This is a genomic window from Nocardioides sp. (assembly GCF_030149505.1).
In the GTDB taxonomy this organism is placed as follows: Bacteria; Actinomycetota; Actinomycetes; order Propionibacteriales; family Nocardioidaceae; genus Nocardioides.
On sequence record NZ_JASBRN010000045.1, the window covers coordinates 325,212 to 351,336 of the forward strand.

The following is a 26,125-nucleotide window of genomic DNA, read 5'->3' on the forward strand; positions in this document are numbered from 1 at the left end:
CCTCGAACCAGCGCCGAGTGGGCGTCACCAGCCCGGGGGCAGGGAGGTGAAGTCCGGCTCGCGACCCTCGGCGAAGGCGGCGAGCGCCTCCCTGTTGGCGGGGCCGCCCATGAGCTCGGCGAAGGCGGCGTTCTCGCGCTCGCGGGCGGCCTCGATGCCGGCGCGCAGGGGAGCGGTGACGGTGCGCTTGACCGCGATGAGCGAGGAGATCGGGCGAGAGGCGAGCAGCTCGGCGTGGCGGCGGGCCTCGGGGAGCAGGTCGTCGGGCTCGCAGACCTGGCGCACCAGGCCCATCTCGAGCGCCTCCTGCGCGCCGAACCACTCCGCCGACAGCAGCAGCCACGAGGCCGCCTGACGTCCGACCAGCAGCGGCAGGAGGTATGACGACGCCGCCTCCGGAGCGACGCCGAGCGAGGTGAAGGGGCACTTGAGCCGGGCGGTGCTCGACATCAGCGCCACGTCGGCGAAGCCGAGGATCGTGCAGCCGATGCCCAGGCCGATGCCGTTGACGGCGATGACCAGCGGCTTGGGGAAGTCCACGAGCGCGTCGACGAGGTTCATGAAGCCGCCGTCGCCCTGGTCGAAGTCGGGGTCGGTCGCGATCTGGGCCATCTCGAGCAGGTCGGTGCCCGCGCTGAAGCCGCGACCGTTGCCGGTCAGCAGCACCACGGCGACACCGGGATCCTCGGCGGCGGCGCGCAGCGCGGCGGCGGTGGCGTCGTACAACGCGATGTTGAACGCGTTGAGGGCCTCCGGCCGGTCGAGAGTGAGTGTTCGGACCCGGTTGGACGTCGTGAGCTGCAGGACCATGGACGCACAGTAGAACGTGTTCCAGTATGTGCACGTGACGTCCACGCGCACAGCGCTCACGTACTGCCGGATCTGCGAGCCGCTGTGCGGGCTGGTCGCCACGGTGGAGGGGGAGCCGGGGAACGAGCGGCTGGTCTCGCTGCGTCCCGACGACGAGCACCCGCTCAGCCGCGGATACGCCTGCCCCAAGGGCCTGGCCTTCGCTGACGTCCAGCACGACCCCGAGCGGGTGCTGCACCCGCTGCGCCGGGTCGCGGGTGGCGCGCCGGGGGAGTTCGAGCAGGTCACCTGGGACGAGGCGCTCGGCGACATCGCCGCGCGGCTGCGGGAGACCATCGACAACCGCGGCGGCACCTCGGTCGGGCAGTTCTTCGGCAACCCGGTCGGCTTCAACGTCACCGCCGCCCTGTGGTCCGGCGCGCTGATGACCGCGCTGGGCACCGGCCACCAGTACTCCGTGGGCAGCCAGGACATCAACAGCCGGTACGTCGCCAGCAAGCTGCTCTACGACTCGATCTCCCAGGTGCCGTTCCCCGACCTGCGCTCGACCGACTTCCTGCTGATGATCGGCGCCAACCCGCTGGTCTCCCGCGGCAGCGGCGTGCGGGCGCCCCGGGTCAAGGAGCACCTCTCGGCGATCACCGCCCGCGGCGGCCGGGTCGTGGTCGTCGACCCGCGGCGCAGCGAGACCGCGCGGGCCTTCGAGCACGTGTCCATCGAGCCGGACTCCGACGCGTTCCTGCTGGCCTCGGTGCTCCAGGTGCTGGCCGAGGAGGACCTGGTCGCCTGGGACGCCGTCGCCGACCAGTCGGTCGGCGTCGAGACGCTGCTCGACGCCGTGAAGCACTTCCCGCCCGAGGCGACCGCCGCGCGGACCGGCGTCGACCCCGCGACCGTGCGCGTGCTGGCGCGCGACCTCGCTGCGGCACCCCGCGCCGCGGTCTACGGCCGCACCGGCTCCTGCCTGGGCCGCCACGCGACGCTGACCAGCGTCCTCATCGACGCCGTCGCCCTGCTGACGGGCAACCTCGACCGCGAGGGCGGGGTGCTGCTCGGTCAGGCCGTCGTGCCGTTCGAGGAGGTCGCGGAGAGGGCGGGTCAGCTGACCTACGACGCCCAGCGCAGCCGGGTAGGCGACTTCCCCGACGTCATGGGCACCTGGCCGGCCGCGATCATGGCCGAGGAGATCCGGACCGCGGGGCCGGGCCAGCTGCGCGCGCTGTTCGTGCTGGCCGGCAACCCGGTGCTGACCAGCCCGGACGGCCCGGACCTCGCCGCCGCGCTCGAGCAGCTGGACCTCCTGGTCAGCCTCGACCTGTACGTCAACGAGACCAACCGGCACGCCGACTACGTCCTGCCCGCCACGACCTGGCTGGAGCGCGAGGACGTGCCGTTCGCGATCGTCGCCTCCAGCCCGTGGCCGCACGTCCAGCACACCTCGGCCGTGCTCGCTCCGGCCGGCGAGGCCCGGCACGAGTGGGAGGTCTTCGACGAGATCGCCCGGCGCGCCGGGATCCTGCTGTTCCTGCCGTCCTGGCTCGGCACCCTCACCGCTCCGCTGCGGTACGCCGCTCGCCGGATCGGTCTGCGGACGACCCCCTGGACGCTGGTCGACCTGCTGCTGCGCACGGGCCCGCACGGCGACCGGTTCGGGCTGCGGCGTGGCGGGCTCAGCCTCCGCGCGTTGCGCCGGCTGCCGCGCGGACGGATGCTGCCCCCGCCCCGGGGCGGCCGGCTCCCCGAGGTCGTCCGGCACCCGCACGGCAAGGTCGACCTCGCGCCGCCGCAGCTCGCGGCCGAGTGGGACCGGCTACGGTCGGGACTGTACGAGACCCGCGACCCGGCGTACCCCCTGCGGATGATCGGGCTGCGAGAGATGCGCTCGCAGAACTCCTGGATGCACAACAGCCCCACGCTGATGAAGGGCCGCAACCGCCGCCACACCGCCCGCATCCACCCCGACGACGCCGCTGTCGCCGGGTTGGTCGACGGCGCCCCCGTGCGGATCCGCTCCGCGCTCGGCGCCATCGAGACCCTCGCCCACCTCACCGACGAGGTGCGCCCGGGCACGATCGCGGTCCCGCACGGGTGGGGCCACGCCGCGGGCTGGAGCACCGCCAACGCCGCCGGCGGCGCCAACAGCAACGAGCTGGCCTCCTCGCGCGTCGAGGACGTCGAGCACCTCGCCGGGATGGCGCTGCTCAACGGGGTCCCGGTGGTGGTCGAGCCGGTCCGAGCCGGTCCGGGTGGGACCGTCGGGCCCGTCGGCTAGCGTCGAGCGCGTGAGCGAGGCGGGCACCCGACGGGTCTGGCGGCCGGACTGGCCCTGCCCGGTCGAGGCGGTGCTGCGCCAGCAGAAGCACGGGGGAGCGGATCCCACGTGGAAGCGCGACGAGGACGGTCGCATCTGGCGCGGCCTGCGCACGCCTCAGGGCCTCGTCACGCTCAGCATCCACGCCGAGCCGCGGCTGGGCGAGGTGCACGCCGAGGCCTGGGGGCCGGGCACGCAGTGGGCGCTGGACCAGGTGCCGGCGATGCTCGGCGGCGAGGACGACTGGTCGGCCTTCGAGCCGCGCCACCCGGTGCTGGTCGAGGCGCGGCGTCGGTTCCCGCACGCGCGGCTGGGCCGGGGCGGCCTGGTGATGGAGGCGCTGGTGCCGGCGATCATCGAGCAGAAGGTCACCGGACAGGAGGCGTTCGCAGGCTTCCGGATGCTGGTGCACCGCTTCGGCGAGCCGGCGCCCGGGCCCGGCGCCGAGCGCGGGCTGAAGGTGCAGCCCGACGCGCAGACCCTGCGCACGGTGCCGTCGTGGGAGTGGCTGCGGATGCACATCGATCCCGCCCGCAGCCGCACCATCGTCACCGCAGCGCGGGTCGCCGACGCCCTCGAGCGCACGGCGACGCTCGACCCCGCCGAGGCCGACCGCCGGCTGCGTACCCTGCCCGGCATCGGGGAGTGGACCAGCGCCGAGGTCCGCCAGCGTGCCCACGGCGACCCCGACGCGGTGAGCTTCGGCGACTACCACGTCGCCAAGGACGTCGGCTGGGCGCTGACCGGCACCCCGTTCGACGACGAGGAGATGCGCGCCTACCTCGAGCCGTGGCGCCCCCAGCGCGGCCGGGTGCCCGCGCTGCTCGCCATGGCCGGCCTCCATCGGCCCCGTCGGGGTGCCCGGATGTCGCCACGCACCCACCTGCCTGCGCAAGTCACCCGCCACCGACGGTAAAGCCGGTTACCGTGACAGTGTGACGCAGGTAACGTTCGAGCCGCTCCGCACCGCCACTGCCGACGAGGCCACCCGCTTCTTCGCCGACACCGACGCCGTGGCGCTCGTGGAGGCGATCCGGCTCGCCTCCGACGAGGAGCTGCGCCGGCTGGTCGGCCGCGAGGAGATCCGTGTCCCGGCCGTGCGCGGGGTCCTCTCCCGCCTGCACGAGTACGCCGACCCCGACCGGCTCGCCACCGCGAGCGGCACGGTGCGGATCGACCTCACGCGCGACGACGCGCGGCTCGGGCACCACCTGCTGCGCCTGGTGCCCGGCGCGATCGAGGTCGAGGTCGACGTGCCCGCCTCCGCGCCCGCCGACGTCGTCCTGGGCACGGGCGTCACGGGCTTCATCCGGCTGGTCAGCGGGCAGGGCGACGCCGCGCTCGACTACCTGGCCGGGCGCCTGCACGTCCAGGGCGACGCCGCGCTGGCGCTCACCGTGGGCGGGCTCTTCACCATCCCCGGCACCGACGCGGTGGCCGTGGACCCCACCGCGCTCGACCCGGTCGACGTGGCCCGGGCCCTGGCCGGCGTGCCCACCAGCCACGTGCGCGAGGTGATGTCCGGCGACTTCCGCCCGGTCGTGCTGGACGAGATCTTCCGCCGGCTGCCGGACTTCGTGAACCCCCGGCGGGCCGCCCGGCTCGACCTCACCATCGGGTTCCGGCTGCTCGGTGGTCCCACCGGCGAGCCCGAGCGCTGGGTCGTGCGGGTCGACCACGGCGCCTGCAAGGTCGAGGCCGGCGACCCCGGTGGCCACCGCGACGCGACCATCACCTGCGAGGGCCACGACTTCCTGCGGCTGGCCACCGGCCACCTCTCGGCGGTCTCCGGGGTGCTCAAGGGACAGCTGAAGGTGAAGGGGGAGAAGGCCAAGGCGCTGCAGTTCGCCTCGGTCCTGGACATCCCGAAGGCATGAGGTCCTGGTCGGGCGCGAGCGTCACCGGGTCTCGACGACGCTCGTCGCTGGGGCTCCTCGCTGCTCGACCGGCGTTCCGCTAGAGCAAGGGGCGCAGGGGGGCCAGCACGAACTCCGTGAACTTGCGGTGCAGGTCCCGGGCCTCCCACTCGCCGATCGTGAGCTCGAGGCAGTGCGACTCGTCCGCGGCGAAGATCGTCTCCATCTGCCCGGCGAGCCCCCGGTCGATGACCTCGATGTTGATCTCGTAGTTGCCCGAGAGGCTCAGCCGGTCGATGTTGGCGGTCCCGACGGTGGTCCACGTGCCGTCGACGGTGGCGGTCTTGGCGTGCACCATCGCGTCGCGGTAGCGCAGGATCCGCACTCCCGACTCCAGCAGCTGGGAGAAGTAGCCGCGGGACGTCCAGTCGGCCACGATGTGGTTGGACTTCAGCGGCACCAGCAGCCGCACGTCCACGCCGCGGCGCGCGGCCGCCTTGAGGGCGTCGACGAAGTCCTGGTCGGGCAGGAAGTAGGCCGTCGTGAGCCAGATGTTGCGGCTGGCCCGGTTGATCGCCTCGAGGTACATCGAGCGGATCGGGAACATCCACAGCCGCGGTACGTTGCGCTGGATCCGGATCCGCGGCTCCCACTCCGAGTGGGTCTCCAGCAGCAGCGGCGGCTCGCTGGGGCGGAACCGGTGCCGACGGTGCAAGTTCCAGAAGTCGGCGAAGGCGCGCTGGAGGTCCCACACCCCGGGGCCGGTCACGCGCACGTGGGTGTCGCGCCACTCCGTGGCGTAGGCGTCACCGATGTTGTAGCCGCCGACGAACCCGACCTCGGAGTCGACGACCAGGATCTTGCGGTGGTCGCGGCCGTAGCGGCTGAGGTCGAAGAAGCGGAACCCCGCGGCGTACACCGGGTAGCGCAGCACCTTCATCGTGCGCGGGAAGCGCTTGAAGACCGGCGAGACGACGAGGTTCGCGAAGCCGTCGTAGATGACGTAGACGTCCACGCCGCGCGCGGCGGCGTCGGCCAGGGCCTGCTTGAACCGCTCGCCGGTCTCGTCGCCCTTCCAGATGTAGGTCTCGAAGAGCACCTGGCGCTGCGCACCCTCGATCGCGGCGAGCATGTCGTCGTAGAGGTGCTGGCCGTAGGTGTACGTCGTCACCGTGCTGTCCCCGATCGGCACCTGCGCCGGGGGAGTGATCGGGAAGGGGCCGGGCTTCTTGCCGCGCCGGCGGTAGGAGTCGACCAGCGACATGCTCACCGCCAGCACGAGCTGCACCCCGACGATCGTCATGAGGGTGCGCCGGATGGTCCGCAGGACCCGGTCGGTCCAGGGCTGCTGGGCTGCACTCACGGGGCCAAGGTAGTGGCCGGCGCTAGACCCGCCGGTCGTCGCCGCGCACGAAGGTGCGCTCGGGGCAGTCGAGGATGACCTGGCTGTGCACGACCAGCGGCACGGCGAGGTCGACCGTGCGGGTCACCTCTCGCCCGAGCGAGGTGCCGGTGAGCCGCACCTGCTCGTAGGTGTTGTTGGCGCGCTCGTGGTAGTAGCGGCAGTTCGTGAACTCGAACTCCAGGACCACCTCGCCGTCACCGAAGGCACTGAGGTCCACGGGCTCGACCGGGCCGCCGACCGGCTCCAGCAAGGGGTACGTCGGCTCGACGAGCTCGACACCGGTGACCCGGAACGGGACGACCGAGGCGTTGTCCAGCGGCAGCGTCACCGCCATCCGCTCGCCGTAGCGGTAGTGCAGCGCCAGGGTGCCGCTCGGCCCGTATCCCTCGACCAGCAACCCGTCCGCGACCGGGACCGACGGCACCGGGTCGGCCACGAGCACCGCCTGGGGCGCCAGCGCCCAGGCGCCCCCGACCAGCGCGAGCAGCCCGCCGACCGCCGCGCCGCGGGCCCGACGGGTACGACGAGGGGCGCGCGCGTCCGCGGACGACCCGGCGGGCGGCGTACCCGCGGGGGAGGCGGGGCGGGCTGCCCGGTCGGGGCGGGCGTCGAGCAGGCTCACGACCCGACCTCCTCGTGCCGACGACGCGCGCCGGCGACCCGGGCCCCGGCGACCCGGATGCCCAGCGCACCGAGCAGCGTGACCGCCACCAGCGCGGCGGGCGTGCCGGGGCCGTCCTCCTCGGGTGCCCCGGCGGCACGGGTGCCGCCGCGGGCGCCGGTGTCCGCCGCGGGCCGCTCAGGGGTGTCCAGCCAGTCGCAGCCGACCGGGTCGGTGTTGGAGTAGCGGTCGTAGACCGCGCAGGGCAGCAGCTGGGTGGTCTTCACCAGGTTGCCGATCGGCCACTGCGAGGGGTTGCCGCAGTCGGGCAGCCCCACGGCGTAGTTGTGGGTGACCTCCTTGCCCGGCGCGGGCAGGTTGTCCTGCCAGCAGTTCCCCTCGCCGGCCTCGTCCCAGTAGAAGTCCATGCCGTTCGGCAGCACCTCGCCGGAGGGGGAGTAGCCGAGCTCGTTCTTGGTGAAGGCGTTGAAGTTGGAGTTGTCCTGCTGGTGGGTGGGGTCGTAGTCGCCACGCATCAGCGCCGGAGGGACCCAGAAGAGCATGAAGCCCTGCCGCCAGTTGTCCCAGACCTGGTTGGAGTTGATGAAGTTGTGGTTGCCGATGACCATGCCGCCGGTCCCGACCGGGAAGCCGAAGGCCGGGCACACGACGCCGTCCTGGTGGCCGACCTCCTGCGGCGTCGCAGCCTGGCACGGCGCGTCCTCGCCCTGAACGAACTGCTCGTAGTAGTTCTCGTTGTTGCTGTAGATCTTGTTGTCCTCGAACCACCCGTGGTCCTGCGGCATCCCGGGGTGGCCGCCGAGGATCGACTCGACGATGAAGCCCAGACCGTTGTGGTGGATCCGGTTGTCGTGGACGTAGACGGAGTTGCCCGCGGTGCCGGAGTAGCCCAGCGCGTTGTGGTGCATGGTGCACCGCGTGACCTCGACCGCCCAGCGGTCCAGCGCCCCGGTCTCGGTGCTACTGGCGTTCACGTCGGCCGAGGAGCCGGGGTAGACCCCGGAATCGCCGTTGTGGTGGGTGTCGCAGCGTCGGATGACGCCGTGGTCGGAGGCGAAGGTCAGCACGCCGTAGAGGTCGTTGTACGCCGACTCGAAGTCCTCCAGCACGTAGCCGTCGGTCTCGTGCACGTAGAAGGCGTTCTCGCGGAAGAGCGTGGCCTTCATGTTGCCGAGGTAGAAGCCGTCGGCCCGGTCGGCCTTGATCCCGTTGTGCTTGAGCCAGTCACCCTCCTCGGTGAAGCCGCCCTTGAGGTGCACGTCACCGGGCTTCGCGCCGGTGCCGAGCAGCTGCAGGTCGCAGAGCTGGTTGTCGCACTTGATGTCCGGGTCGGCCGGGTCGTCGCCGGCGATGGTGACGAGGTTCAGGATCTCGCCGCACTCGACGATCTGCGCGTACTCCACGATCCCGCCGTCGTAGCCCTCCATGCACGGCACGTCCCAGCTCGGCTGCTCGCGGTAGACACCGGGCAGCACGTAGATGTTGGTGCGCTGCGTGCGCACGGCGTCGACCGCGGCCTGGATGTGCCGGTGCTCGCAGCGCCTCAACAGCTGCCGGTTGAACGCGCGCAGCTTCGCGCTACCGATCTTCCCAATCCGCCGCGCGGAGTCCTTCTTGCAGACCACGATCACGTCCGCGGCCTGGGCCAGCGAGCGCTTCTCGGGCACGGTGCCGTCGCCGGCGGGGAACTGCGACTCGCGCTCCTCGTGGGCGACGGCCGGGCCCACGGGGAGCACGAGGACCAGCAGGAGACCGAGCAGGGCGAGGAGGGGAACCAGGACGCGGCGCATGGACCGGTCAATATGAGCGCCGTTCACGTTTGGGAAGAGCGACGACGGAACCGTCCGCGCGGTGGAGGCGTCCGAGGGGCATGCGGCGATCCCCGGTCCTCGGCTCGGCTCTCCTCCTGCTCTCCCTGGCGGTGGGGTGCGGGGACCGGGACGCCGCCCCCCGCACGCCGACGGCAGGTACGTCGGGCGCCGGCTGGGTCCGGTTGCCCGACCCGCCCCTGTCGGGCCGGGTGGGCGCGACCCTCGTCCCGCTCGACGCCGACCGGGTCCTGGTGCTGGGCGGGTGGGAGTGGCTCTGCCCGCCGGGTGCCGACTGCTCCTACCCGGACACCCCGCAGTTGCGCGACGGCGCGGTCGTCGACCTGCGCTCGGGGGAGTGGACCGCGGTCCCGGATGCGCCGATCGGGCTGTTCCACGCGCCGGCGGTCGTCTCGGACGGCTCGGTGCTGGTGCTGGGTGCCCGGACGTGGCGCGACGATCCCGAGCTGCTGGTGCTCGACGTGGACGCAGGCCGGTGGGAGCGCCGCGCGGCGCCGCGCGGGGTGTGCAGCCGGCTGGTGCCCACACCGACAGGGCTGGTGGCGACCTGCGGGACCGACGAGAACGGCGAGTCACCCGACCGTGCCTACGACCTCGCGACCGACACCTGGACCGAGCTCCCGGACGACCCGCTCCCGCCCGTCTTCGACCGGTTCGCCGTGCTGGACGGGAAGCGGCTGCTGGTCCTCGGCTCGCTCATCTCCGAGGTCGGCGACGATGACGCCCGGACCGGCAAGGTGGTGGCGGCACTGGACCTGGCGACCGGCCGGTGGGAGCGGTTGCCGGACGCCCCGGGCGACGGGTACCAGGCCTGGGGGGTCGGCGACGAGGTGTGGGTGAACCCGCATTTCGGTCCCGAGGGGGGCGGGGTGCTCTCGCTCGACACCGGTCGGTGGCGGCCGCTGCCCGACCTGCCGGCCGACCCGGACCTGCCCGAGCACATGCAGGGCGACCTCGCGGGGGTGGTCGGGGACGGGACCGCGCGGTACGAGTACGACCACGGCTGGGTACGCGACACGGTCGCCGACGCGTGGGTGGAGGTGCCGGGGCGCGGCTCGACGGCGTACGACGTGGGGGTGGTGGCCGCGGGCGAGGCGCTCGTGGTGTTCGGGGGGCAGGACTGGGGCGTGCCGGAGCGCGACGCCGCCTCGTCGGGCGAGGGCGAGCTGGTGGCCGAGACGTGGGTGTGGCGCCCCTCCAGGTGAGGTCGCCCGCCCGGGTCGGCGCCACTGTCGGCGGTCCCTCGTAGGCTCGGTCGCATGCGTCCTGTCACCGATCTCGAGCGCCGCGTCGCCCCCTTCAAGGTGGTCTCGGACTACCAGCCCTCCGGCGACCAGCCGGCGGCGATCGCCGAGATCAGCAAGCGCATCCAGGGCGGGGTCAAGGACGTCGTGCTGCTGGGTGCCACGGGCACCGGCAAGACCGCCACCGTGGCGTGGGTGACCGAGCAGCTGCAGCGCCCGGTGCTGGTGCTCCAGCCCAACAAGACGCTGGCCGCGCAGTTCGCCAACGAGCTGCGCCAGCTCTTCCCGGACAACGCGGTGGAGTACTTCGTCTCCTACTACGACTACTACCAGCCCGAGGCATACGTCCCCCAGACCGACACCTACATCGAGAAGGACTCCTCCATCAACGAGGAGGTCGAGCGGCTGCGGCACTCCGCGACCAACTCGCTGCTGACCCGGCGCGACGTGATCGTGGTCAGCACCGTGTCCTGCATCTACGGCCTGGGCACCCCGCAGGAGTACGTCGACCGGATGCTGCGGCTGCGGGTCGGGGAGGAGCACGACCGCGACTCGATCCTGCGCCGGCTGGTGGAGATCCAGTACACGCGCAACGACATGTCCTTCACCCGCGGCACCTTCCGGGTCCGCGGCGACACCCTCGAGATCTTCCCGGTCTACGAGGAGCACGCGGTGCGGATCGAGTTCTTCGGCGACGAGGTCGAGCGGCTGATGACCCTGCACGCGGTCACTGGCGAGGTACTCACCGAGGACCAGGAGCTCTACGTCTTCCCCGCCACCCACTACGTCGCCGGCCCGGAGCGGATGGAGCGCGCGATCGCCGGGATCGAGAAGGAGCTGGAGGAGCAGCTGGCGGTCTTCGAGCGCGAGGGCAAACTGCTGGAGGCCCAGCGGCTGCGGATGCGCACCACCTACGACATCGAGATGATGCGCCAGGTCGGCTCGTGCTCGGGCATCGAGAACTACTCGATGCACATGGACGGCCGCAGCCGGGGCAGCGCACCCAACACGCTCCTCGACTACTTCCCCGAGGACTTCGTGCTGGTGGTCGACGAGTCGCACGTCGCGGTCCCGCAGATCGGCGGGATGTACGAGGGCGACATGTCCCGCAAGCGCAACCTGGTCGAGCACGGCTTCCGGCTGCCCAGCGCCATGGACAACCGTCCGCTGCGCTGGGAGGAGTTCCTCGAGCGGATCGGCCAGACGATCTACCTCTCCGCCACGCCCGGTGACTACGAGCTCGACCTGGTGGGTGGCGACAAGCCGCCGCACGTGGTGGAGCAGATCATCCGGCCCACCGGCCTGATCGACCCCGAGGTGGTGGTCAAGCCGACCAAGGGCCAGATCGACGACCTCATCCACGAGATCAGGCTGCGCACCGAGAAGGACGAGCGGGTCCTGGTCACGACGCTGACCAAGAAGATGTCCGAGGACCTCACCGACTACCTCCTCGACGCCGGCATCAACACCCGCTACCTCCACTCCGAGGTCGACACCCTCAAGCGCATCGAGCTGCTGCGCGAGCTGCGGATGGGCGCCTACGACGTGCTGGTCGGCATCAACCTGCTCCGCGAGGGCCTCGACCTGCCCGAGGTCTCGCTCGTCTCGATCCTCGACGCCGACAAGGAAGGCTTCCTGCGCTCGGACAAGTCGCTGATCCAGACGATCGGCCGCGCGGCCCGCAACGTCTCTGGCCAGGTGCACATGTACGCCGACAAGATCACGCCCTCCATGGAGGCGGCGATCGACGAGACCAACCGGCGTCGGGCCAAGCAGATCGCCTACAACACCGAGCACGGCATCGACCCGACGCCGCTGCGCAAGAAGATCGCCGACATCACCGACATGCTCGCCCGTGAGGACGAGAACACCCAGGCCCTGCTGGAGACCTGGGCCGGCACCGAGGCCAAGGGCCGCGCCGGCAAGGTCGGCAAGCGCCAGCCGGTCCCGGCGCTGGCGTCCGGCGATGCCGGCAAGCACGCCAAGGACCTCGCCGGCATGCCCAGCGCCGACCTGGCCCAGCTCGTGCAGGACCTCACGGACCAGATGAAGGAGGCCGCCGCGGAGCTGCAGTTCGAGGTGGCCGCGCGCCTGCGCGACGAGATCCAGGAGCTGAAGAAGGAGCTACGCCAGATGATCGAGGCCCAGAAGTAGGGCGAGCCGGACCTCAGTCCTCGGTCGTCTCCTCGGCCACCTTCATCGCCTGCCGGCTGACCACGAGCCCGACCAGGCGCGAGACCACCAGCGCCACGTACAGCACGCCGGCCACCATCTCGACCGCCACGATCGAGCGTGCGTGCGCGGCGACCGGCACGACGTCGGACAGCCCGACGCTCGTGAGGACGGAGAAGGAGAGGTAGAGCAGCTCGAACCAGCTGCGCTCCGCTCCCTCGCCGGTGCCGACGAAGGCGCCGGGATCGAGCACCTGGACGGCGGCGTAGAGGTAGGCGAAGCCCCAGGCGACCACGGTGAAGGCAGCGCCGGTGGCGTACAGCTCGTCGCTGGTGACCCGGTCGTCGTGGAAGACGTAGCGGATCATCGAGTAGGAGACGTAGAAGTAGAACGGCGCGTGCAGTGCCGCACTGACCAGCAGCACCCACGCCGTGTCGCTGGCGAGGGCCTCGGCCACGCTGAACGCCGCCGCAGGGGCGCCGAGGGTCAGGGCGACCCAGGACAGGGCGGGCGTGCGCCGTACGGCGGCGACGGCCGCGCCGACCGCGAGGATCTGGAAGACACCGAGCACGGCCCGGCCGACCGCGCTGTCCTCGAGGAACGGGTAGGCCAGGACGACCAGCAGCTGGGCACCCAGCAGGACCGCGGAGGGGTGCCGGCCGAGCAGGCCGTCGGGGTGCGGGCCGGGTGCGGGTCGGGTCACCCCGCGACCCTAGGACAGGCCGGAGGACAATGGGCGCCGTGACGCCCCCCGCCGACGCCGACGCCGACACGTTCCGCGGGGGCTGGCTCGTGTGGGGCAGCGCGCTGTCGCTGTACCTCCTGGCGGTCTTCCACCGCTCCTCGCTCGCGGTCGCCGGACTGGCCGCCGCCGAGCGCTTCGACATCACCGCCGCACAGCTCGCGACCTTCACGATGCTGCAGCTGCTGGTGTACGCCGGGATGCAGGTGCCCGTCGGCCTGCTGGTCGACCGGTTCGGCCCGCGCAGCGTGATCCTGACCGGCGCGCTGCTGATGGCGGTGGCCCAGGTCGGCTTCGCGCTCGCGGAGACGTTCGTGCTGGCGCTGCTGGCCCGGACCCTGGTCGGGCTGGGGGATGCGATGACCTTCATCTGCCTGCTGCGGCTGGTCGCGACGTGGTTCCCGCCGCGGCGCATCCCGTTCCTCACCCAGCTCAGCGGCACCCTGGGCCAGAGCGGCGCCCTGCTCGCAGCCGCCCCGATGACCTGGGCGCTGGGCAGCCTGGGCTGGACGGGGGCCTACTTGTCGTCGGCGGCCGTCGGCGTGGTGCTTAGCCTGGTCGCCGTCGTGGTGCTCCGCGACGGGCCGTCCGGGCGCCACCACCGCGGCGCCACCATGGCGTGGGCCTCGGTGCGCGCGAGCCTGCGGGCCTCGTGGGCGCACCCCGGCACCCGCCTGGGCTTCTGGATCCACTTCAGCACCCAGTTCAGCGCCACTGCGCTCGGCCTGCTGTGGGGCTATCCCTTCCTCGTCCGCGGCGAGGGGCGTAGCGCCGTCGAGGCCGGCCTGCTGCTCAGCCTGCTCGTCGTGGCGGTCGTCGTGGCGGGCCCGGTGCTGGGCTGGCTGGTCGGCCTGCACCCGTGGCACCGCTCGTCGATGGCGCTGGTCATCGTCGGGTCGATCGTCACCGTGTGGACGGTGGTCCTGCTGTGGCCGGGCGACGCGCCGATCTGGCTGCTCGTCCTACTCGTCGTGGTCGTCGGCATCGGGGGACCGGCCTCGATGATCGGCTTCGACGTCGGCCGCACCGCCAACCCCGTCGAGCGGCTGGCCTCCTCCAGCGGCATCATCAACGTCGGCGGCTTCTCCGCCAGCCTGCTGCTGGTGATCGCCATCGGCCTGGTGCTGGACTGGCGCACCCCCGGCTCTGGCACCGACTACCCGCCGGAGGCGTTCCGGTGGGCCATGTCCACGCAGTACGTCCTGTGGGCGGTCGGCCTGACCCAGCTCGTGCGCTACCGCGTCCGCGCCCGCCGCGTCTTCGACCGCGCAGCGCTCCAGGCCGAGGTGCGTGCGCGGTGAGCGAGCCGGAGCGCACCCCCGACGGCAGGTACGTCGTCATCGACGGCCGCCGCTGGCGGGCCACCGACCCCGACATCCCCGACGAGCGTGCGGCCGAGCTGCGCAAGGTCCTCATGGCCTGGCGCCGCGAGGTGCGGCGGACCCAGGGCACCGACGAGGAACGGGCCTCCCGGGATGGCGTCCAGGCCGCCAAGATCGCGCTCGGCGAGCGGGGCACCCCGTGGTGGGAGCAGACCGACGCCCAGCGCCGGGCCCGCTGGGAGGCCGACGTGGCCTGGCCGGACGAGCGCTCCTGAGCGGCGCCGGTCGACCCTGGGGGTCAGCCCGAGCGAGGGCGCCACAGCCGCCACCGACGAGGTGCGCGCTCGGCATCGGAGTCGACGGAAGCCTCCGGAGGTGAGAGCCAGGCAGCGATCTCGGGTGCCGGGTGCCCCATCAGCGTGGTGTCGACGGAGGTCTGCGTCGCCGACTTCGGCGCGCGCACCATCGTGAGCAGGGGCGGGCCGAAGGACCGGCGGGCGGCCGCGCTCGAGAGGACGGACATGATGTCGGTCCCGGCCTCGTCGGCATCGTCCCAGCCCTGCACCCGGACCACGTCGGCACGGGAAATGCGGGCTCGACCTCGCTCGGAGTCGTGGACGATCTCGGTCTCGGTGACCCAGAGCGCCTCGCGCCGGCAACGTCCTGCTGCCTTCGTGGCCCAGCGGGCTGCGAAGTACGTGAACGGCACGAGTGCCAAGCCGATCAAGAAGAGCCGGTCGAGGCTGGCGTTCCACGCCAGGTAGACCCAGAAGCCAGTCAGGGCGAGCAGGCCCAGGTCGAGGGCCGAGTGCACCCACCTGCGTCCAGGCCAGGTCAGGAGAAGCACTGCCGGCTGGCCGTCGATCCGCGACGGGCGAGCGGTCGGGAACCGGCGCACCAGCACCACGGCGAAGAAGTAGAGGGTGCAGACCACCGAAGCGGCAGCCGTGTACCAGACGATAGACCGGAAGAAGAGCGCGTCGTCGGGGAGCTCCCGGCTGTGCAGCACTGACGACCCCGCGAATCCACCGAGGGCCATGGCGAAGTAGGCGCGTGCTTCACTCAACCGCCACGACCGGTTGACGGGCTTGTGAGTCAGATCCGGAACGAGGGGTGGGGCCTGTCCCGGCCGATTCAGCTGAGCCATCCACCCACCGTGCCGATGGCTCCGGACACCCCGTCGGCGATCGCGCCGCCGGTGTCCTCGATCGCCTCCCATCCCTCCTCGAGCGCCGCGCCGACATCTGGGCCGTTCTCGAACAGGGAGTCGATGGCACCGTCGGCGAAGATCGAGACCCCGGCTCCCACCACGCCGCCGACGACGGCACCGACGGCCGTGCCGGCCACCGGTACCACCGACCCGACCGCCGCTCCCACCCCGGCGCCGGCGGCGGCACCGGCGAGGAAGGATCCGCCCTGTGACACGGCGATCTGGGTCGCGCTCTCGCCGTCCTGGTAGTCGTTGTAGACGCCGAGACCCAGACCGGCGGCTCCAAACAGCTTGCCGGCCGCTTTGAGCTTCTGCGGTCCGGGAGCGTTGTCCACGGCGTTGCTGCGGCTGAGCAGGTCGGTGGCCTCGTCCAGCTTGCCCTCGATGACCAACCGGTCGGCTCGCAGCTTGTCGGCGTCCAGGGTCTCGAAGAAGAGCCATCGACGCTTGAGGTAACGGTCGGGGTTGGCCTGCATGTCCTGGATGGCTCGCTCGGCCTCGTCCAGGAGAGACTGCGCCTGGGCCTGGAGCCGCGACTTCCTGCTCGTGAGGACGTCTGCCCACGCACCGGCGGCCCCGTCGCCGATGACCTCGGCGGTCGAGAGCAACCAGGCAGCGTGGTCGGTGAGGGCGTACTGGTCCTGCAGGTCCTGGCATGCGGCGGCGTACGCACGGTCCACCCGTGCCGCCTCCGACTCAGCAGCGACGTAGGCACGGAGCAGGTCCTGGTGAGCGTTGTACGCGGTCACACGGTCGTTGTGGGCTGCCACCTCGGTGGGCGTGCCGGTGAAGTCGTCCGGGGGGCGGGCGGGTCCCTGGCCGGGGTGCAGGACGAGGAATCCGCTCACGGTGAGGCCGGCGGCCGTGGCGGTGCGGCGCACGTCCGCCATGTCGCCCTGGCAGCGACGCAGCGACGCGGCGAAGCCCTCCAGGTCCCGTGCCATCTCGCGTGCGGCGCCCTCGAGGTCGTCCGTGGCGCCGCTGGCGGTGGCCATGATGCCCGCGAACTCGTCCCCGGCCACGCCCTCCCAGGAGCGCTGGGTGGTCGCGCGGACGGCGTGGCAGGTGTCGGCGGCGTCCTCGAGCTTGTCGGCGAGGCCGGTGCGCAGCCAGGTGGCGGCCGACTCGATGCTGCTGGGCCTGCCCTCGATCTCGGTGTCGACGCTCACGAGCCCGACTCCACGACGCTCTGGATCTCGGTGAGCCCGGCCGCAGCCTCCGCGTCGGCCCGCCGGTAGTACGAGCGGGCGTCCCGCACGACGTCCGCGGCCGCCCCCATCGACGTGCTGACGACGCCCGCACTGTGGGAGACCTGGCTGAGCATGGCGGCGATGACGGCCGTCATCGGGCCGGCGTCGACCGTGCCAGGGGCCGAGTCCGCCGCGGACTCGAGGTCCTCGGCCCCGGAGTCGAGGTCGGAGGCGATGGTGGTGAGGGCGCCGAGGTCGACGTCGAGCCTGCTCATGGCCGAGGGGTCTTGTCCGTGCCGGGGGCGTGGGCACCGGAGTCGTCCAGCCCCGGGTCACGGTCGACGAGGAGCAGGTCGTACGGCGTGGCGTCGTGGATGCGCTGCAGCGTCTCCACGTCGCACACGATCCAGGCGTTCCCGTCCCGGTAGAAGTCGAAGAGACGGTCGATGGCCGAGTAGACGAACAGTGCCGTGCGCCCGTCGTGCAGGGTGTGCATGAGGACCTGCCGCAGGGCCGGGTCCGACTCGTCCGTGGTCGGGACGTAGACCACGGGCGGCATGGCCGGCAGGACTCCGGTCCGTGACCCCATCGGACGCGTGCTCATGTGGACCTCCGAGAATCGACGAGCAGGCAGAACGGTAGCCGACGGAGCGTGCGGGCTCGACCGAACCTTCCCGGGGCCCTGGCAGGATGACCCGGAACGTGCACCCGACGAGGACGGCAGGTGGGGCGATGAAGCAGCCTAAGACCCAGCTGGGCGCAGGGGAGACCCTCCTGGAGCGCTGGGGCGCCAACCGCACCCAGAGCGACCAGCGGGCCGTGGGCGGGCACCTCTACCTCACCGACCAGCGCCTGCTCTTCGAGCCGCACCGCTTCGACGCCAGCCTGTCGGGGCGCGGCGCCTCGGTGCCGCTGCGCGACATCACCGACGTCGTCCGCGTGCCGCGCGACCTGAAGCACTTCTTCGGCGGCGGACTGCGCGCTCGGCTGGGTGTGGTGACCGCCCGAGGGACCCACCTGTTCGTCGTCAACGACCTCGCCGGCAAGGCGCGCAGGATCCTGGAGGAGCGCGACCGGTCGAGGGGCGCGGGCTAGGGCCTCGGGTCAGCCAGGCAGGACCGCGCGCAGCGGCCGCGAGCGCACCGCCACGAGCACGACGGCCACCACCGCGAGGGTGGCGAGCGCCCGCACCCAGCCGGTCGCCAGGTCCAGCGGCAGGGCTGCCAGGGCGACCAGCAGCAGCACGTGCACCGCGAGCACGGTGGTGCCCGCGGAGCCGACGGGCGCCAGCACCGGCTGGAGCACCCGCGCGAGCGGGCGCCAGCAGGCGGTGAGGAGCAGCCACGCGACCAGGGCGACCAGGACCAGAGCGACGAGCCGTCCCGCGGGCAGGTCGCGGCCGTCGGTCAGGTCCAGCAGACGCTCGGCCGGCTCGCCGCCGGCAAGGGCTGCTGCCGTGGTGACGCCTGCCCACGCGAGCCCGACCACGACCGCGACGGCCAGCAGGGCGCGACGCAGCCAGGCGCGGTCGAGCAGGGCGCGGAGCTCGCGCCGGTGGTGGGCCAGCACCAGGCCGTGGACGAAGACGACCTGCCACAGCAGCGGCGGGTACGCCGCCTCCCAGGTGCCCCGGGTCCAGTCGGGCGTCCACACCACGCCGGCGGCGTACGTCGCCCAGGAGCCGAGGAGCACCAGCCACCAGGCCCGCCGCCGCAGCAGCGCGACGAGCAGCGGCGTGACGAGGGCGAGCACCACGAGCAGGCCCAGCATCGACAGCGGCCAGGGGATGGTGCGCAGCACGAAGAGCTCCCGCACCGCCCACCAGGGCGGCGGGTACTCCAGCAGGGGAGCGGCATCGACGTACAGGTCGGTGCCGCCTGTGCGCCCGGCGCCGCCGGGGAGCCAGTGGGTGACCGCGCGGTCGGCGGTGCCGGGCAGGTAGCGCAGGCCCAGCACCACGAGGGCGACGAGGACGGCTACGATCCACCAGGTGAGGGCGCGACGCCAGCGTGCCGACGCGGCCGCCAGCGCACCGCCGGCCTCGACGAGCGCCTCGTGGCGCAGGCCGACCGCGAGCCCGGCGACCAGGACGAACGCCTCGGGACCGACCAGCCCGCCCATGAGGCGGGCGACCGGTCCGTCGGTGGTCGCCAGCAGCTCGACGTGCGCGGCGACCAGGCCGACGAGCAGCACCCCTCGCGCGACGTCGAGGCGCAGGTCCCGGTTGCCCGGGGCGGCGTGGTCGTGGCTGTCGGCGGCATAGCCCCAGTCAGGCCGTCGCCGCGCGGCCAGCGCGGCGAGGCCGGCCAGGACCAGCAGCGAGAGCGCGCTGCCGGCCAGCCACCAGGGGCGGGGGACCGGCAGGACGGCGGTGGCCAGGCCCGGGTCCGGGCTCGGGCCGGCCTGGTCCTCACCTCCGGTCCCCTCCGCGCCGCCGCCCTCGAGGTCCTCGGGGTCGACCTCGACCACGGGCGTCACGGGCCCCAGGTCGACCTCGCCCTCGAGATCGCGCAGCAGTGCCTGGGCGAGCTCCGGGGTGCGGGTGGCCCGCCAGTCGACGACGCGGTCGCGGGCCTCCGCCTCGCGGCGGCGCTCCTCCAGCCAGAGGATGCCCGCGATCCGCGGCCAGTCCTGGTCGGCGCGCAGCACCTGCCGCCACCAGGAGCGCTTGATGTCGATCTCGGGGTCGCCGCGACGATCGGGGATCCACAGGGCGCCGGTGTCCATGAGGAAGGGCTTGTCGAAGCCGTCGGCGAAGCGGTCGTAGAAGGGACGGGTCGGAGCCTGCTGCCCGTAGTTGTAGACCTCGTTGAGGCGCGCCCGCAGCGCGCCCTCGCCGGGGACCCGGTCGATGTCGAACCCGGTCGCGGACTCCTCCTCGCCGGTCTCGCCGCCGGTGCCCGGGTCCTCGAGCTCGTTGTCGATGCGTCCGAGGTCGGGCCCGTAGTGGTAGAGCGTGAGCCCGACCCAGTCCACGGCCTCGGGCCCGGGCCAGTACGGGCCGTAGGGGTCGTCACCGGTGCCCAAGCGGCCGTCGCCGTCGGTGTCGAGGGTCTCGACGTCGGCGGTCCGCTCGGGGTCCACGTCGCCGAACGCCGCGCCGTAGGGGTAGCCGGCACCGTAGACCGGCGACCAGACCATGGCCGCCGAGGGCAGCTGGTCGTGGACGACGTCGGCGAGCTCGCGGAAGGCCTCGACGTAGGCGCCGGGCTGCTGGCCCCAGGAGTACCAGGTGCCGTTCATCTCGGGGGCGAAGCGCAACAGGTAGCCGGTGCCGAGCTCCTCGTGCAGCGCCGACAGCTCGTCGGTCAGCGCCGTCGCGTCCTCGGCGTCCAGCTCGTCGAGGGGCACGCTGGGCTCCAGGCTGAGCACCGGCACGGCGCCCTGCGCCGCGGACTCGGTGACCAGGCGGCGCAGGAAGAAGGTGGAGTCCTGGGTCAGGGGGTAGGCCACGCGCTGGCCGTAGAGCGCGGCGTCGCTGCCCAGCCGGTCCCGGTAGTCCTCCGCGGAGTCGGTCAGCCAGTCCAGCTGCGGGCCGAACCAGGGACGGCCGGGTGCGGGGAGGGGCAGCCCGTCCTCGTCCTCGCCCGAGGCCGCGGCTCCGGGCGCCAGCCACACGAGGGGGACGATCGCGCCGGCGAGGGCCAGCAGCACGCCGATCGTGCGCACCACGACGTACGCCGCGACGCGGGTCATCCCAGGTTGCACGCGAGGCACCAGTGGTTGCGCCCCTCGACCCGCTCGAACCACAGGGTGTCGAGGGCCGAGGCGGCCAGGGCCAGGCCGCGACCGGACTCGGCGAGCTCGTCGGGCATGGACAGGTCGCCGAGGTCGAGGCTCACCGGCATGCCGTTGTCGCTCAGGGTGGCGACGACCTCACGGTCGGTGGCCAGCAGCTGGATCTCGAAGCGGCGCGCCTCGGACGGGTCCACCGCAGGCAGCGCGGAGTCGTGGGCGTAGGCGTGCTCGACGATGTTGCCGAGGATCTCGATGACCGACATCTCGAACTTCACCCGCACCGGGTCCGAGACCTGGGGGTTGTGCGTGAAGAGGTGCTCGAGCATCGAGTGGACGAGGTCCATCACCTCCGGGTCGGCCACCGCCGAGAGCACCAGCCGGTGCGGCGCAGCAGCGAGCTCGTCGAGGACGGCGGGACGTCCCGCCTCCTCGCCTCGCCCGCCTGCGCCCTCAGGCATCGAAGGCCGTCTCGACGCTCTCGCGCGCCCGCAGCACCCGATCGAGGTTGGTCAGCTCGAAGACCGAGACCACCGCCGGGGTGGGTCGGGCGACCCGCAGGTCGCCGCCGGCCTGGCGCGCGGCCTTGAGGCCGCCGATGAGAGCACCGAGGCCGGAGGAGTCCAGGAAGGTCGTCTCCCCGAGGTCGACGACGATCCGGGCGCTGCCACCCGCCACGAGGTCGGAGAGGGTCTCCTTGAGCTGGCGCGCGGAGACCATGTTCAGCCGGCCGCGCGGGACGACCACGGCGATGCCGTCGTCACGGGTGGAGACGTCGAGTTCCATCAGGTTGCTCCTTCACGGGCGGGTGCCGCGATGTCGGTCGGTGGGTCGGACTGCAGGTCGGACGAGGGTTCCGGTGGCTCGAAGCCGCGGTAGCGGGCGGCCTTGATGATGACGGAGAAGATGAGCAGGTCGAAGGCGACCCACACCATGTTGAACAGCGCCCCGGCGGTGTTGGCCTGACCGGCGAGGATCCGGATGGTGCCGACGACCATGGCCGCCAAGAGCAGCCCGATCGCCCACAGCTGCGGGCGGACCAGGTGCCAGGCCGGTCCGGTGGGTTCCTGCTTGGTCTTGGGGGTGACCGCGAAGTCGAGGGGGCGGTTGAGGAAGACGTTGCCGAAGGCGGAGGTGAAGGACTTGATCCACACCGGGAAGAGCGCCAGGGAGTACTGCTGGCCGCGCCAGGTCGGTCTCCCGTCCGCCACGAGCCAGAACAACAGCTGGTTGACCACTAGGAACGGCACGAGCCGCAGGAAGAACTCGGTGGAGAGCGCCTGGACGGGCAGCACGCCGATCATCAGGTAGACCACGGGGGCGCCGATGTAGACGATTGCGGCGAAGCCGGAGAGGTAGCTCCACATCGTCGCGAAGTACATGAGCCTCTGCGGCAGCGTCAGGCCCTTCTGCACCAGCGGGTTCTCGCGGAACATCACCTGCACCGTGCCCTGGGCCCAGCGCAACCGCTGCACCAGCATCGTCTGCAGGTCCTCCGGCGCCAGGCCGTGGGCCAGCACCTCGTCGTGGTAGGCCGAGTGCCAGCCCATCGTGTGCAGTCGCATGCAGGTCGCCATGTCCTCGGTGACCGAGATCGTGGCCAGCGGCATGATCGCCTGCGCCTCACCGCCGCGGTCGACGTCGATCGCGCGCACCAGCGTCTCCACGGCCTCGACCGCCGCGAGGGGCGAGAGGTCGCGGGCCAGGACCTGGCCCAGCTCGCCTGCGTCCATGGAGCCGAGGTGGATGTCGGGGTCCTCGGCGATCTCCTCGAGCTCGGCCAGGACGGCGAGGTCCTCCTGGAGCGTGGCGAGGTCGTCGGCCACCAGCGACGCGCGCACGGCTGCCACCCGCTGCTGAAAGGCGAAGGTGACGTCGAAGAGCGGGACGTCGCGGGCGAGGTCGCGCCGCGCCCCGTCGATGTCCGCCAGGATCGTGTCCAGCGCCGCCCGGACCTCGTGCTCCTCCGGCCCGAGGCCCGCACGCGAGCGGCGTACGACGCTGCGGGCCGTGCGCAGCGCCCGCTCGACGCCGGTCTCGACCTCCTGGACGTAGCGGCTGATGCCCAGTTGCATGAGCGCCTCGCGGCGGATCACGGCGTTGGAGCCGCAGAAGAACGCGGAGTTCCAGCCGTCCTTGCCCTGCTGGATCGGCCCGTAGAACAGCGGCGCCTGGCTGCCGAGCGGATCGTCGTCGGGCACGTTCACGAACCACTGCGGGGTCTGGACCAGGGCCATCTTCTCGTCGGTGAAGTAGCCCAGGGTCCGGTCCAGGATCTCCGGCATCGGGATCTGGTCGGCGTCGAGGATCAGCATGAACTCGCCGTCGGTGTTGAGCAGCGCGTTGTTGAGGTTGCCGGCCTTGGCGTGCCGCGGCATCCCGACCCAGTCCGCTGAGCGGGTCAGCCAGCCGATGCCCTCGGCCTCGGCGGCCGCCCGCATCTCGGGCCGGTTGCCGTCGTCGAGCACCCACGTGCGGTGGGGGTAGGTGATCGCCTTGGCCGCCCGCGCGGTGGTCATCACCAGGTCGATCGGCTCGTTGTAGGTCGCGATGAACACGTCGACCGTCAGGTCCGGCGGGGCCGGCGGTGGCTCGCCGCGCTCGCGCAGCCTCCACATGCCCAGCCCGAAGAGCAGGGAGTCGATGAGGCTGTAGGTCTCGGCCAGCACGAGCGGGACGCCGATCCACCAGGCGTCCCAGTTGACCGAGAACAGCCAGCGCCAGGTGACGTAGTTGAGGCCCAGCAGCGCGGTCAGCACCACGACGATGCGGATCTGCAGCAGCCGGTGTCGCCTGCGCCGCTCGGCGGCCTCGGGGGAGAGGGCGGCCGGTTCGGCCCGGCGAGGACTCACCCGATCTCCTTCACGCCCTGCCGGAACACCGCCACGACCGTGATGTCGTCCAGTGGCGTCTCCTCGGTCGCGGTGCGCGCCATCGCCGTGAGGAAGGATGGCAGGTCGTCGGCCTCGGCGACCCAGGAGCCGACTGCCCGCGGCCAGTCGTCGGGGTCCTCGAGCAGGTCCAGGACGCCGTCGCTGAAGAGCACGAGCCGGTCACCGGTCCGCAGCTCGACCTCGACCTCCTCCCAGTGGTCGTCGGGCAGGATGCCGAGCGGCCGGTCGCGACCGGAGAGCCGCACGGGCGTGCCGTCGGCGCGGACCAGCAGGAGCAGGCCGGAGCCGGCGTCGACGTACCTGGCGATGCCCGACTCCAGGTCGAGGGCGAGGTCGATGAGGGTCACGAAGGACTCCGCGCGCTCCAGGTCGTCGAGCATCGAGCGTGCCACGTGGGTGACCGTCACGCCGAGGTCGACCCCGGCGGAGACGGCCGAGGAGGTGCTGCGCAGGGCGGTGCGGGTGGCGGCGCCGATGAGCGCGGCACCGGTGCCCTTGCCCATGACGTCACCGAGGCTGACGTGCAGGACCCCGCCGCTGACCTCGTAGTCGTAGAAGTCGCCGCCGACCGCCAGCGCGGGCAGGCAGAGCCCGTCGACGTCCCACTCGCCGACCCGGACCGGGCGGGAGGGCAGCAACGAGGCCTGGACCCGGCTGGCCTGCTGCATCTCGGTGGAGGCGACGAGCTCGCGCTCGGCCCAGGCGGCGAGGTCTTCGAAGGCCTCGCGCTGCTCGGGGGTCAGCTCGCGCGGCTTGGTGTCGAAGACGCAGAAGGTGGCCACCGGGGTGCCGGTGTGGTCGCGCAGCGGCAGGCCGACGTAGGCGTTGACCCCGTCGTGGACCACGGGCAGGTCCTGGAAGCGCGGGTCGGCGTGGGCGTCGACGACGGCCAACGGCTCGGTGGCGTCCTCCGCGAGGGTGGTGACGCAGAAGGTGTCCTCGGCCTGCATCGACCCGGGCTCGAAGCCCGCCGCGCTGGGGAACCAGGCGCGACCGCGATCCAGGACCGTCACCGCGGACATCGGGACGTCCAGGGCCAGGCAGGCGAGCCGGGTGATCCGGTCCAGCCGGGGGTGGCTGCCGGTCTCGGCGAGTCCCAGCCCGTCCACCGCGCGCTGGCGGCGCTCGTCCTCGACACCCCCGACCACCTGCGACCTCCCCATCGGCGCGCCTCGACCACTCGGTGGGTGGACGCTACCGCGCCGACCGATAGTTTGTGGGCGACCGCCCGGATGTGCCGTGGCGATCGGGCGACAGGCCGCGCCGGGGAGGTGCGGTCGGGAGGTGGCAGACGTGACCCAGGTGCGGCACCGGGCCCTCGTGGTCGACGACGACCCCGACATCGCCGACCTCGTGGTCATGGTGCTCGAGGCGCTTGATATGGACGTCGTCGTGGCCTCGACCGGCGCGACGGCGCTGGCCCTGGCGCGTGAGCGCCAACCCGATCTGGTCACCCTCGACCTGACCCTGCCGGACATGGACGGCACCGAGGTCTGCGAGCAACTGCGTTCCTTCACCGACGCTTACATCATCATGGTGACCGGGCGGGACGCCGAGATCGACCGCCTGGTCGGGCTCGAGGTGGGCGCCGACGAGTACCTCTCCAAGCCCTTCTCGCCGCGGGAGCTCCGTGCGCGCGCCGCCGCGCTGCTCCGGCGCCCGCGCATGGGCCTGCCCGGCCCCGCCACCGATGACGAGCAGGACCGCACGACGGTCCGGGCCTCCGGCGTGGCCATGACCGACCTGGGTCACGGCCTGCTGCTCGATCCGCTGACGGGGGCCACCCGCTACCGCGACGAGTCGGTGCCGCTGACCCCCACCGAGGGCCGGCTGCTGCTGACGCTGGCCCGCCACCTGGGGGAGTCGATGGAACGCGGGGCGCTGGTCAAGGAGGTCTGGCAGGGGGAGTTCATCGAGTCCGACTTCCTGGTCGACGTCCAGGTGGCCGGCCTGCGCCGCAAGCTGCGCAGCACCACGGGCCGCGACTGGATCGCGGTCGTCGGGGGCACGGCGTACCGGCTCAGGACGGCCCAGGAGGCCTGAACCGCTCGTTGAACCGGCGTACGACGTCCTGCTCGACGGTGCGCGCAGCCTCCCTCGCCTTGCGCCGGGCCAGCTCGGAGGCCGCCTGGATCGCCTGCGGGTCCAGGCGCTCCCTCGCGGCGCTCTCCTTGGCCAGGGCCCGCGCCTCCTTGGCCCGCTTCTTCTCCAGCGCGGCGAGCTCGGAGGCCACGATGTCCTCGCGGGCGACGTGCACCCGCACGACGTTGAGGAAGGTGACCACGGTGACGATGAGGGGCCACGGCAGCTGCCACTCGCCCGGGGACTCGCCCCAGGCGAGGGTCGCGTAGACCGCCCAGCAGATGAGGCTGGGGGCGAGGAACCCGAGCACCGCCTGCCGCCGGTCGCTGGCCCACTCCTGCTCAGCGCGGGTCCGCAGCTCGGCGGGGGTGGCCCGGACCAGACCGCGCCCCTGGGGTGCGGTGAGCCGGGGGACCAGGTCCTCGAGCAGCGGCACGAGGTCACCGAGCCACCGGGCCTCGCGGGCGTGCTCGGCCCGCTCGTCGTGCTCGGCCAGGTCCAGCCGTCCCTCGGCGTAGGCCTCGCCCAGCAGGTGCGTGGCGGTGAACCGGTCGGCGTCGCTGGCCCGCAGCCGGGCGTGGGCGGGGTCGCGCGGGTCGTGCGGGAACGCGCTCCAGGCATCGGCGTCGAGTCCCACGGGCCCTCCTCCGCTCCTCGTCGGTCGCTCGTGGTCCCAGCCTAGGCGCCGCGGCGGAGCGCAG

Annotated in this window: 24 protein-coding genes; 9 read left to right on the top strand and 15 right to left on the bottom strand. The window is 72.5% G+C overall.

Annotation, left to right across the window (positions count from 1 at the left end; translation table 11 throughout):
• Positions 1-24: 24 nt before the first annotated feature.
• On the bottom strand, positions 25-810 hold the full coding sequence (locus Q1V71_RS10040; protein WP_300643396.1) for an enoyl-CoA hydratase-related protein: 786 nt from the start codon (positions 808-810) through the stop codon (positions 25-27).
• Positions 811-844: 34 nt separating this feature from the next.
• Here Q1V71_RS10040 and Q1V71_RS10045 point away from each other — a divergent pair, with 34 nt between their 5' ends.
• From Q1V71_RS10045 to Q1V71_RS10055, 3 genes are read left to right on the top strand one after another with little or no spacing between them, the layout of a single operon-like run.
• Positions 845-3,082 (top strand): molybdopterin-dependent oxidoreductase, encoded by a 2,238-nt coding sequence (locus Q1V71_RS10045; RefSeq protein WP_300643398.1) that lies wholly within the window; start codon positions 845-847, stop codon positions 3,080-3,082.
• 10 nt (positions 3,083-3,092) lie between these two features.
• Positions 3,093-4,037: a DNA-3-methyladenine glycosylase 2 family protein gene (locus tag Q1V71_RS10050; RefSeq protein WP_300643400.1), complete on the top strand. Its 945-nt coding sequence runs from the start codon at positions 3,093-3,095 to the stop codon at positions 4,035-4,037.
• A gap of 19 nt (positions 4,038-4,056) precedes the next feature.
• Positions 4,057-4,998: an SCP2 sterol-binding domain-containing protein gene (locus Q1V71_RS10055; protein WP_300643402.1), complete on the top strand. Its 942-nt coding sequence runs from the start codon at positions 4,057-4,059 to the stop codon at positions 4,996-4,998.
• A 79-nt stretch (positions 4,999-5,077) separates the two neighbouring features.
• On the opposite strand, the gene Q1V71_RS10060 is transcribed toward Q1V71_RS10055, so the two are convergent.
• Genes Q1V71_RS10060 through Q1V71_RS10070 form a run of 3 tightly spaced genes read right to left on the bottom strand, consistent with a single transcriptional unit; the run spans position 5,078 to position 8,794 of the window.
• Positions 5,078-6,340, bottom strand: coding sequence for a phosphatidylserine/phosphatidylglycerophosphate/cardiolipin synthase family protein (locus Q1V71_RS10060; RefSeq protein WP_300643403.1), 1,263 nt, complete (start codon positions 6,338-6,340; stop codon positions 5,078-5,080).
• Between the two features lie 22 nt (positions 6,341-6,362).
• Positions 6,363-7,004 carry a hypothetical protein gene (locus Q1V71_RS10065; RefSeq protein ID WP_300643405.1) on the bottom strand — a complete coding sequence of 214 codons (642 nt, stop codon included), beginning with the start codon at positions 7,002-7,004 and terminating at the stop codon, positions 6,363-6,365.
• Positions 7,001-8,794, bottom strand: a complete 1,794-nt coding sequence (locus Q1V71_RS10070) for a right-handed parallel beta-helix repeat-containing protein (RefSeq protein WP_300643407.1) — start codon at positions 8,792-8,794, stop codon at positions 7,001-7,003. The genes Q1V71_RS10065 and Q1V71_RS10070 overlap by 4 nt, the downstream gene beginning before the upstream one ends.
• 80 nt (positions 8,795-8,874) lie before the next feature.
• Here Q1V71_RS10070 and Q1V71_RS10075 point away from each other — a divergent pair, with 80 nt between their 5' ends.
• Both Q1V71_RS10075 and uvrB read left to right on the top strand, forming a co-directional pair.
• On the top strand, positions 8,875-10,038 hold the full coding sequence (locus tag Q1V71_RS10075; protein WP_300643408.1) for a hypothetical protein: 1,164 nt from the start codon (positions 8,875-8,877) through the stop codon (positions 10,036-10,038).
• Positions 10,039-10,092: 54 nt separating this feature from the next.
• The gene (gene uvrB / locus Q1V71_RS10080) at positions 10,093-12,231 is read left to right on the top strand and encodes an excinuclease ABC subunit UvrB (RefSeq protein WP_300643410.1); all 2,139 of its coding nucleotides are present in this window, start codon (positions 10,093-10,095) and stop codon (positions 12,229-12,231) included.
• Positions 12,232-12,244: 13 nt separating this feature from the next.
• Here the strand turns inward: uvrB and Q1V71_RS10085 are convergent, their stop codons facing one another.
• Positions 12,245-12,952, bottom strand: coding sequence for an ion channel (locus Q1V71_RS10085; protein WP_300643412.1), 708 nt, complete (start codon positions 12,950-12,952; stop codon positions 12,245-12,247).
• 38 nt (positions 12,953-12,990) lie between these two features.
• Between Q1V71_RS10085 and Q1V71_RS10090 the strand changes: the two genes are divergently transcribed.
• Together Q1V71_RS10090 and Q1V71_RS10095 are read left to right on the top strand one after the other, a co-directional pair.
• Positions 12,991-14,292, top strand: a complete 1,302-nt coding sequence (locus Q1V71_RS10090) for a nitrate/nitrite transporter (RefSeq protein WP_300643414.1) — start codon at positions 12,991-12,993, stop codon at positions 14,290-14,292.
• On the top strand, positions 14,289-14,588 hold the full coding sequence (locus tag Q1V71_RS10095; RefSeq protein WP_300643416.1) for a hypothetical protein: 300 nt from the start codon (positions 14,289-14,291) through the stop codon (positions 14,586-14,588). The genes Q1V71_RS10090 and Q1V71_RS10095 overlap by 4 nt, the downstream gene beginning before the upstream one ends.
• A gap of 23 nt (positions 14,589-14,611) precedes the next feature.
• Here Q1V71_RS10095 and Q1V71_RS10100 read toward each other — a convergent pair whose 3' ends face one another.
• The 4 genes from Q1V71_RS10100 to Q1V71_RS10115 form a co-directional block, all read right to left on the bottom strand.
• Entirely contained in the window at positions 14,612-15,379 is a 768-nt protein-coding gene (locus tag Q1V71_RS10100) for a hypothetical protein (protein ID WP_300643418.1), read from the bottom strand.
• Positions 15,380-15,447: 68 nt separating this feature from the next.
• On the bottom strand, positions 15,448-16,692 hold the full coding sequence (locus Q1V71_RS10105) for a hypothetical protein (RefSeq protein ID WP_300643420.1): 1,245 nt from the start codon (positions 16,690-16,692) through the stop codon (positions 15,448-15,450).
• Positions 16,689-16,988, bottom strand: coding sequence for a hypothetical protein (locus Q1V71_RS10110; protein WP_300643422.1), 300 nt, complete (start codon positions 16,986-16,988; stop codon positions 16,689-16,691). The genes Q1V71_RS10105 and Q1V71_RS10110 overlap by 4 nt, the downstream gene beginning before the upstream one ends.
• Complete coding sequence (locus Q1V71_RS10115; protein WP_300643424.1) at positions 16,985-17,317, bottom strand: SAV_915 family protein; 333 nt, start codon at positions 17,315-17,317, stop codon at positions 16,985-16,987. Before Q1V71_RS10115 ends, Q1V71_RS10110 begins: the two co-directional genes overlap by 4 nt.
• A gap of 128 nt (positions 17,318-17,445) precedes the next feature.
• Here Q1V71_RS10115 and Q1V71_RS10120 point away from each other — a divergent pair, with 128 nt between their 5' ends.
• Positions 17,446-17,808: a GRAM domain-containing protein gene (locus tag Q1V71_RS10120; RefSeq protein ID WP_300643426.1), complete on the top strand. Its 363-nt coding sequence runs from the start codon at positions 17,446-17,448 to the stop codon at positions 17,806-17,808.
• Positions 17,809-17,817: 9 nt separating this feature from the next.
• Here the strand turns inward: Q1V71_RS10120 and opgC are convergent, their stop codons facing one another.
• Genes opgC through Q1V71_RS10145 form a run of 5 tightly spaced genes read right to left on the bottom strand, consistent with a single transcriptional unit; the run spans position 17,818 to position 24,505 of the window.
• Positions 17,818-20,409 (bottom strand): OpgC domain-containing protein, encoded by a 2,592-nt coding sequence (gene opgC, locus Q1V71_RS10125; RefSeq protein ID WP_300643428.1) that lies wholly within the window; start codon positions 20,407-20,409, stop codon positions 17,818-17,820.
• Positions 20,406-20,909, bottom strand: coding sequence for an ATP-binding protein (locus Q1V71_RS10130; RefSeq protein ID WP_300643430.1), 504 nt, complete (start codon positions 20,907-20,909; stop codon positions 20,406-20,408). The genes opgC and Q1V71_RS10130 overlap by 4 nt, the downstream gene beginning before the upstream one ends.
• The gene (locus Q1V71_RS10135) at positions 20,902-21,234 is read right to left on the bottom strand and encodes an STAS domain-containing protein (RefSeq protein WP_300643432.1); all 333 of its coding nucleotides are present in this window, start codon (positions 21,232-21,234) and stop codon (positions 20,902-20,904) included. The genes Q1V71_RS10130 and Q1V71_RS10135 overlap by 8 nt, the downstream gene beginning before the upstream one ends.
• Complete coding sequence (locus tag Q1V71_RS10140) at positions 21,234-23,300, bottom strand: glycosyltransferase (RefSeq protein WP_300643434.1); 2,067 nt, start codon at positions 23,298-23,300, stop codon at positions 21,234-21,236. The genes Q1V71_RS10135 and Q1V71_RS10140 overlap by 1 nt, the downstream gene beginning before the upstream one ends.
• On the bottom strand, positions 23,297-24,505 hold the full coding sequence (locus tag Q1V71_RS10145; protein WP_300643436.1) for a SpoIIE family protein phosphatase: 1,209 nt from the start codon (positions 24,503-24,505) through the stop codon (positions 23,297-23,299). The genes Q1V71_RS10140 and Q1V71_RS10145 overlap by 4 nt, the downstream gene beginning before the upstream one ends.
• Positions 24,506-24,635: 130 nt before the next feature.
• Between Q1V71_RS10145 and Q1V71_RS10150 the strand changes: the two genes are divergently transcribed.
• Positions 24,636-25,385, top strand: a complete 750-nt coding sequence (locus Q1V71_RS10150) for a response regulator transcription factor (protein WP_300643438.1) — start codon at positions 24,636-24,638, stop codon at positions 25,383-25,385.
• On the opposite strand, the gene Q1V71_RS10155 is transcribed toward Q1V71_RS10150, so the two are convergent.
• Positions 25,363-26,061, bottom strand: coding sequence for a DUF1707 domain-containing protein (locus Q1V71_RS10155; RefSeq protein ID WP_300643440.1), 699 nt, complete (start codon positions 26,059-26,061; stop codon positions 25,363-25,365). The genes Q1V71_RS10150 and Q1V71_RS10155 overlap by 23 nt on opposite strands.
• Between the last annotated feature and the right edge of the window lie 64 nt (positions 26,062-26,125).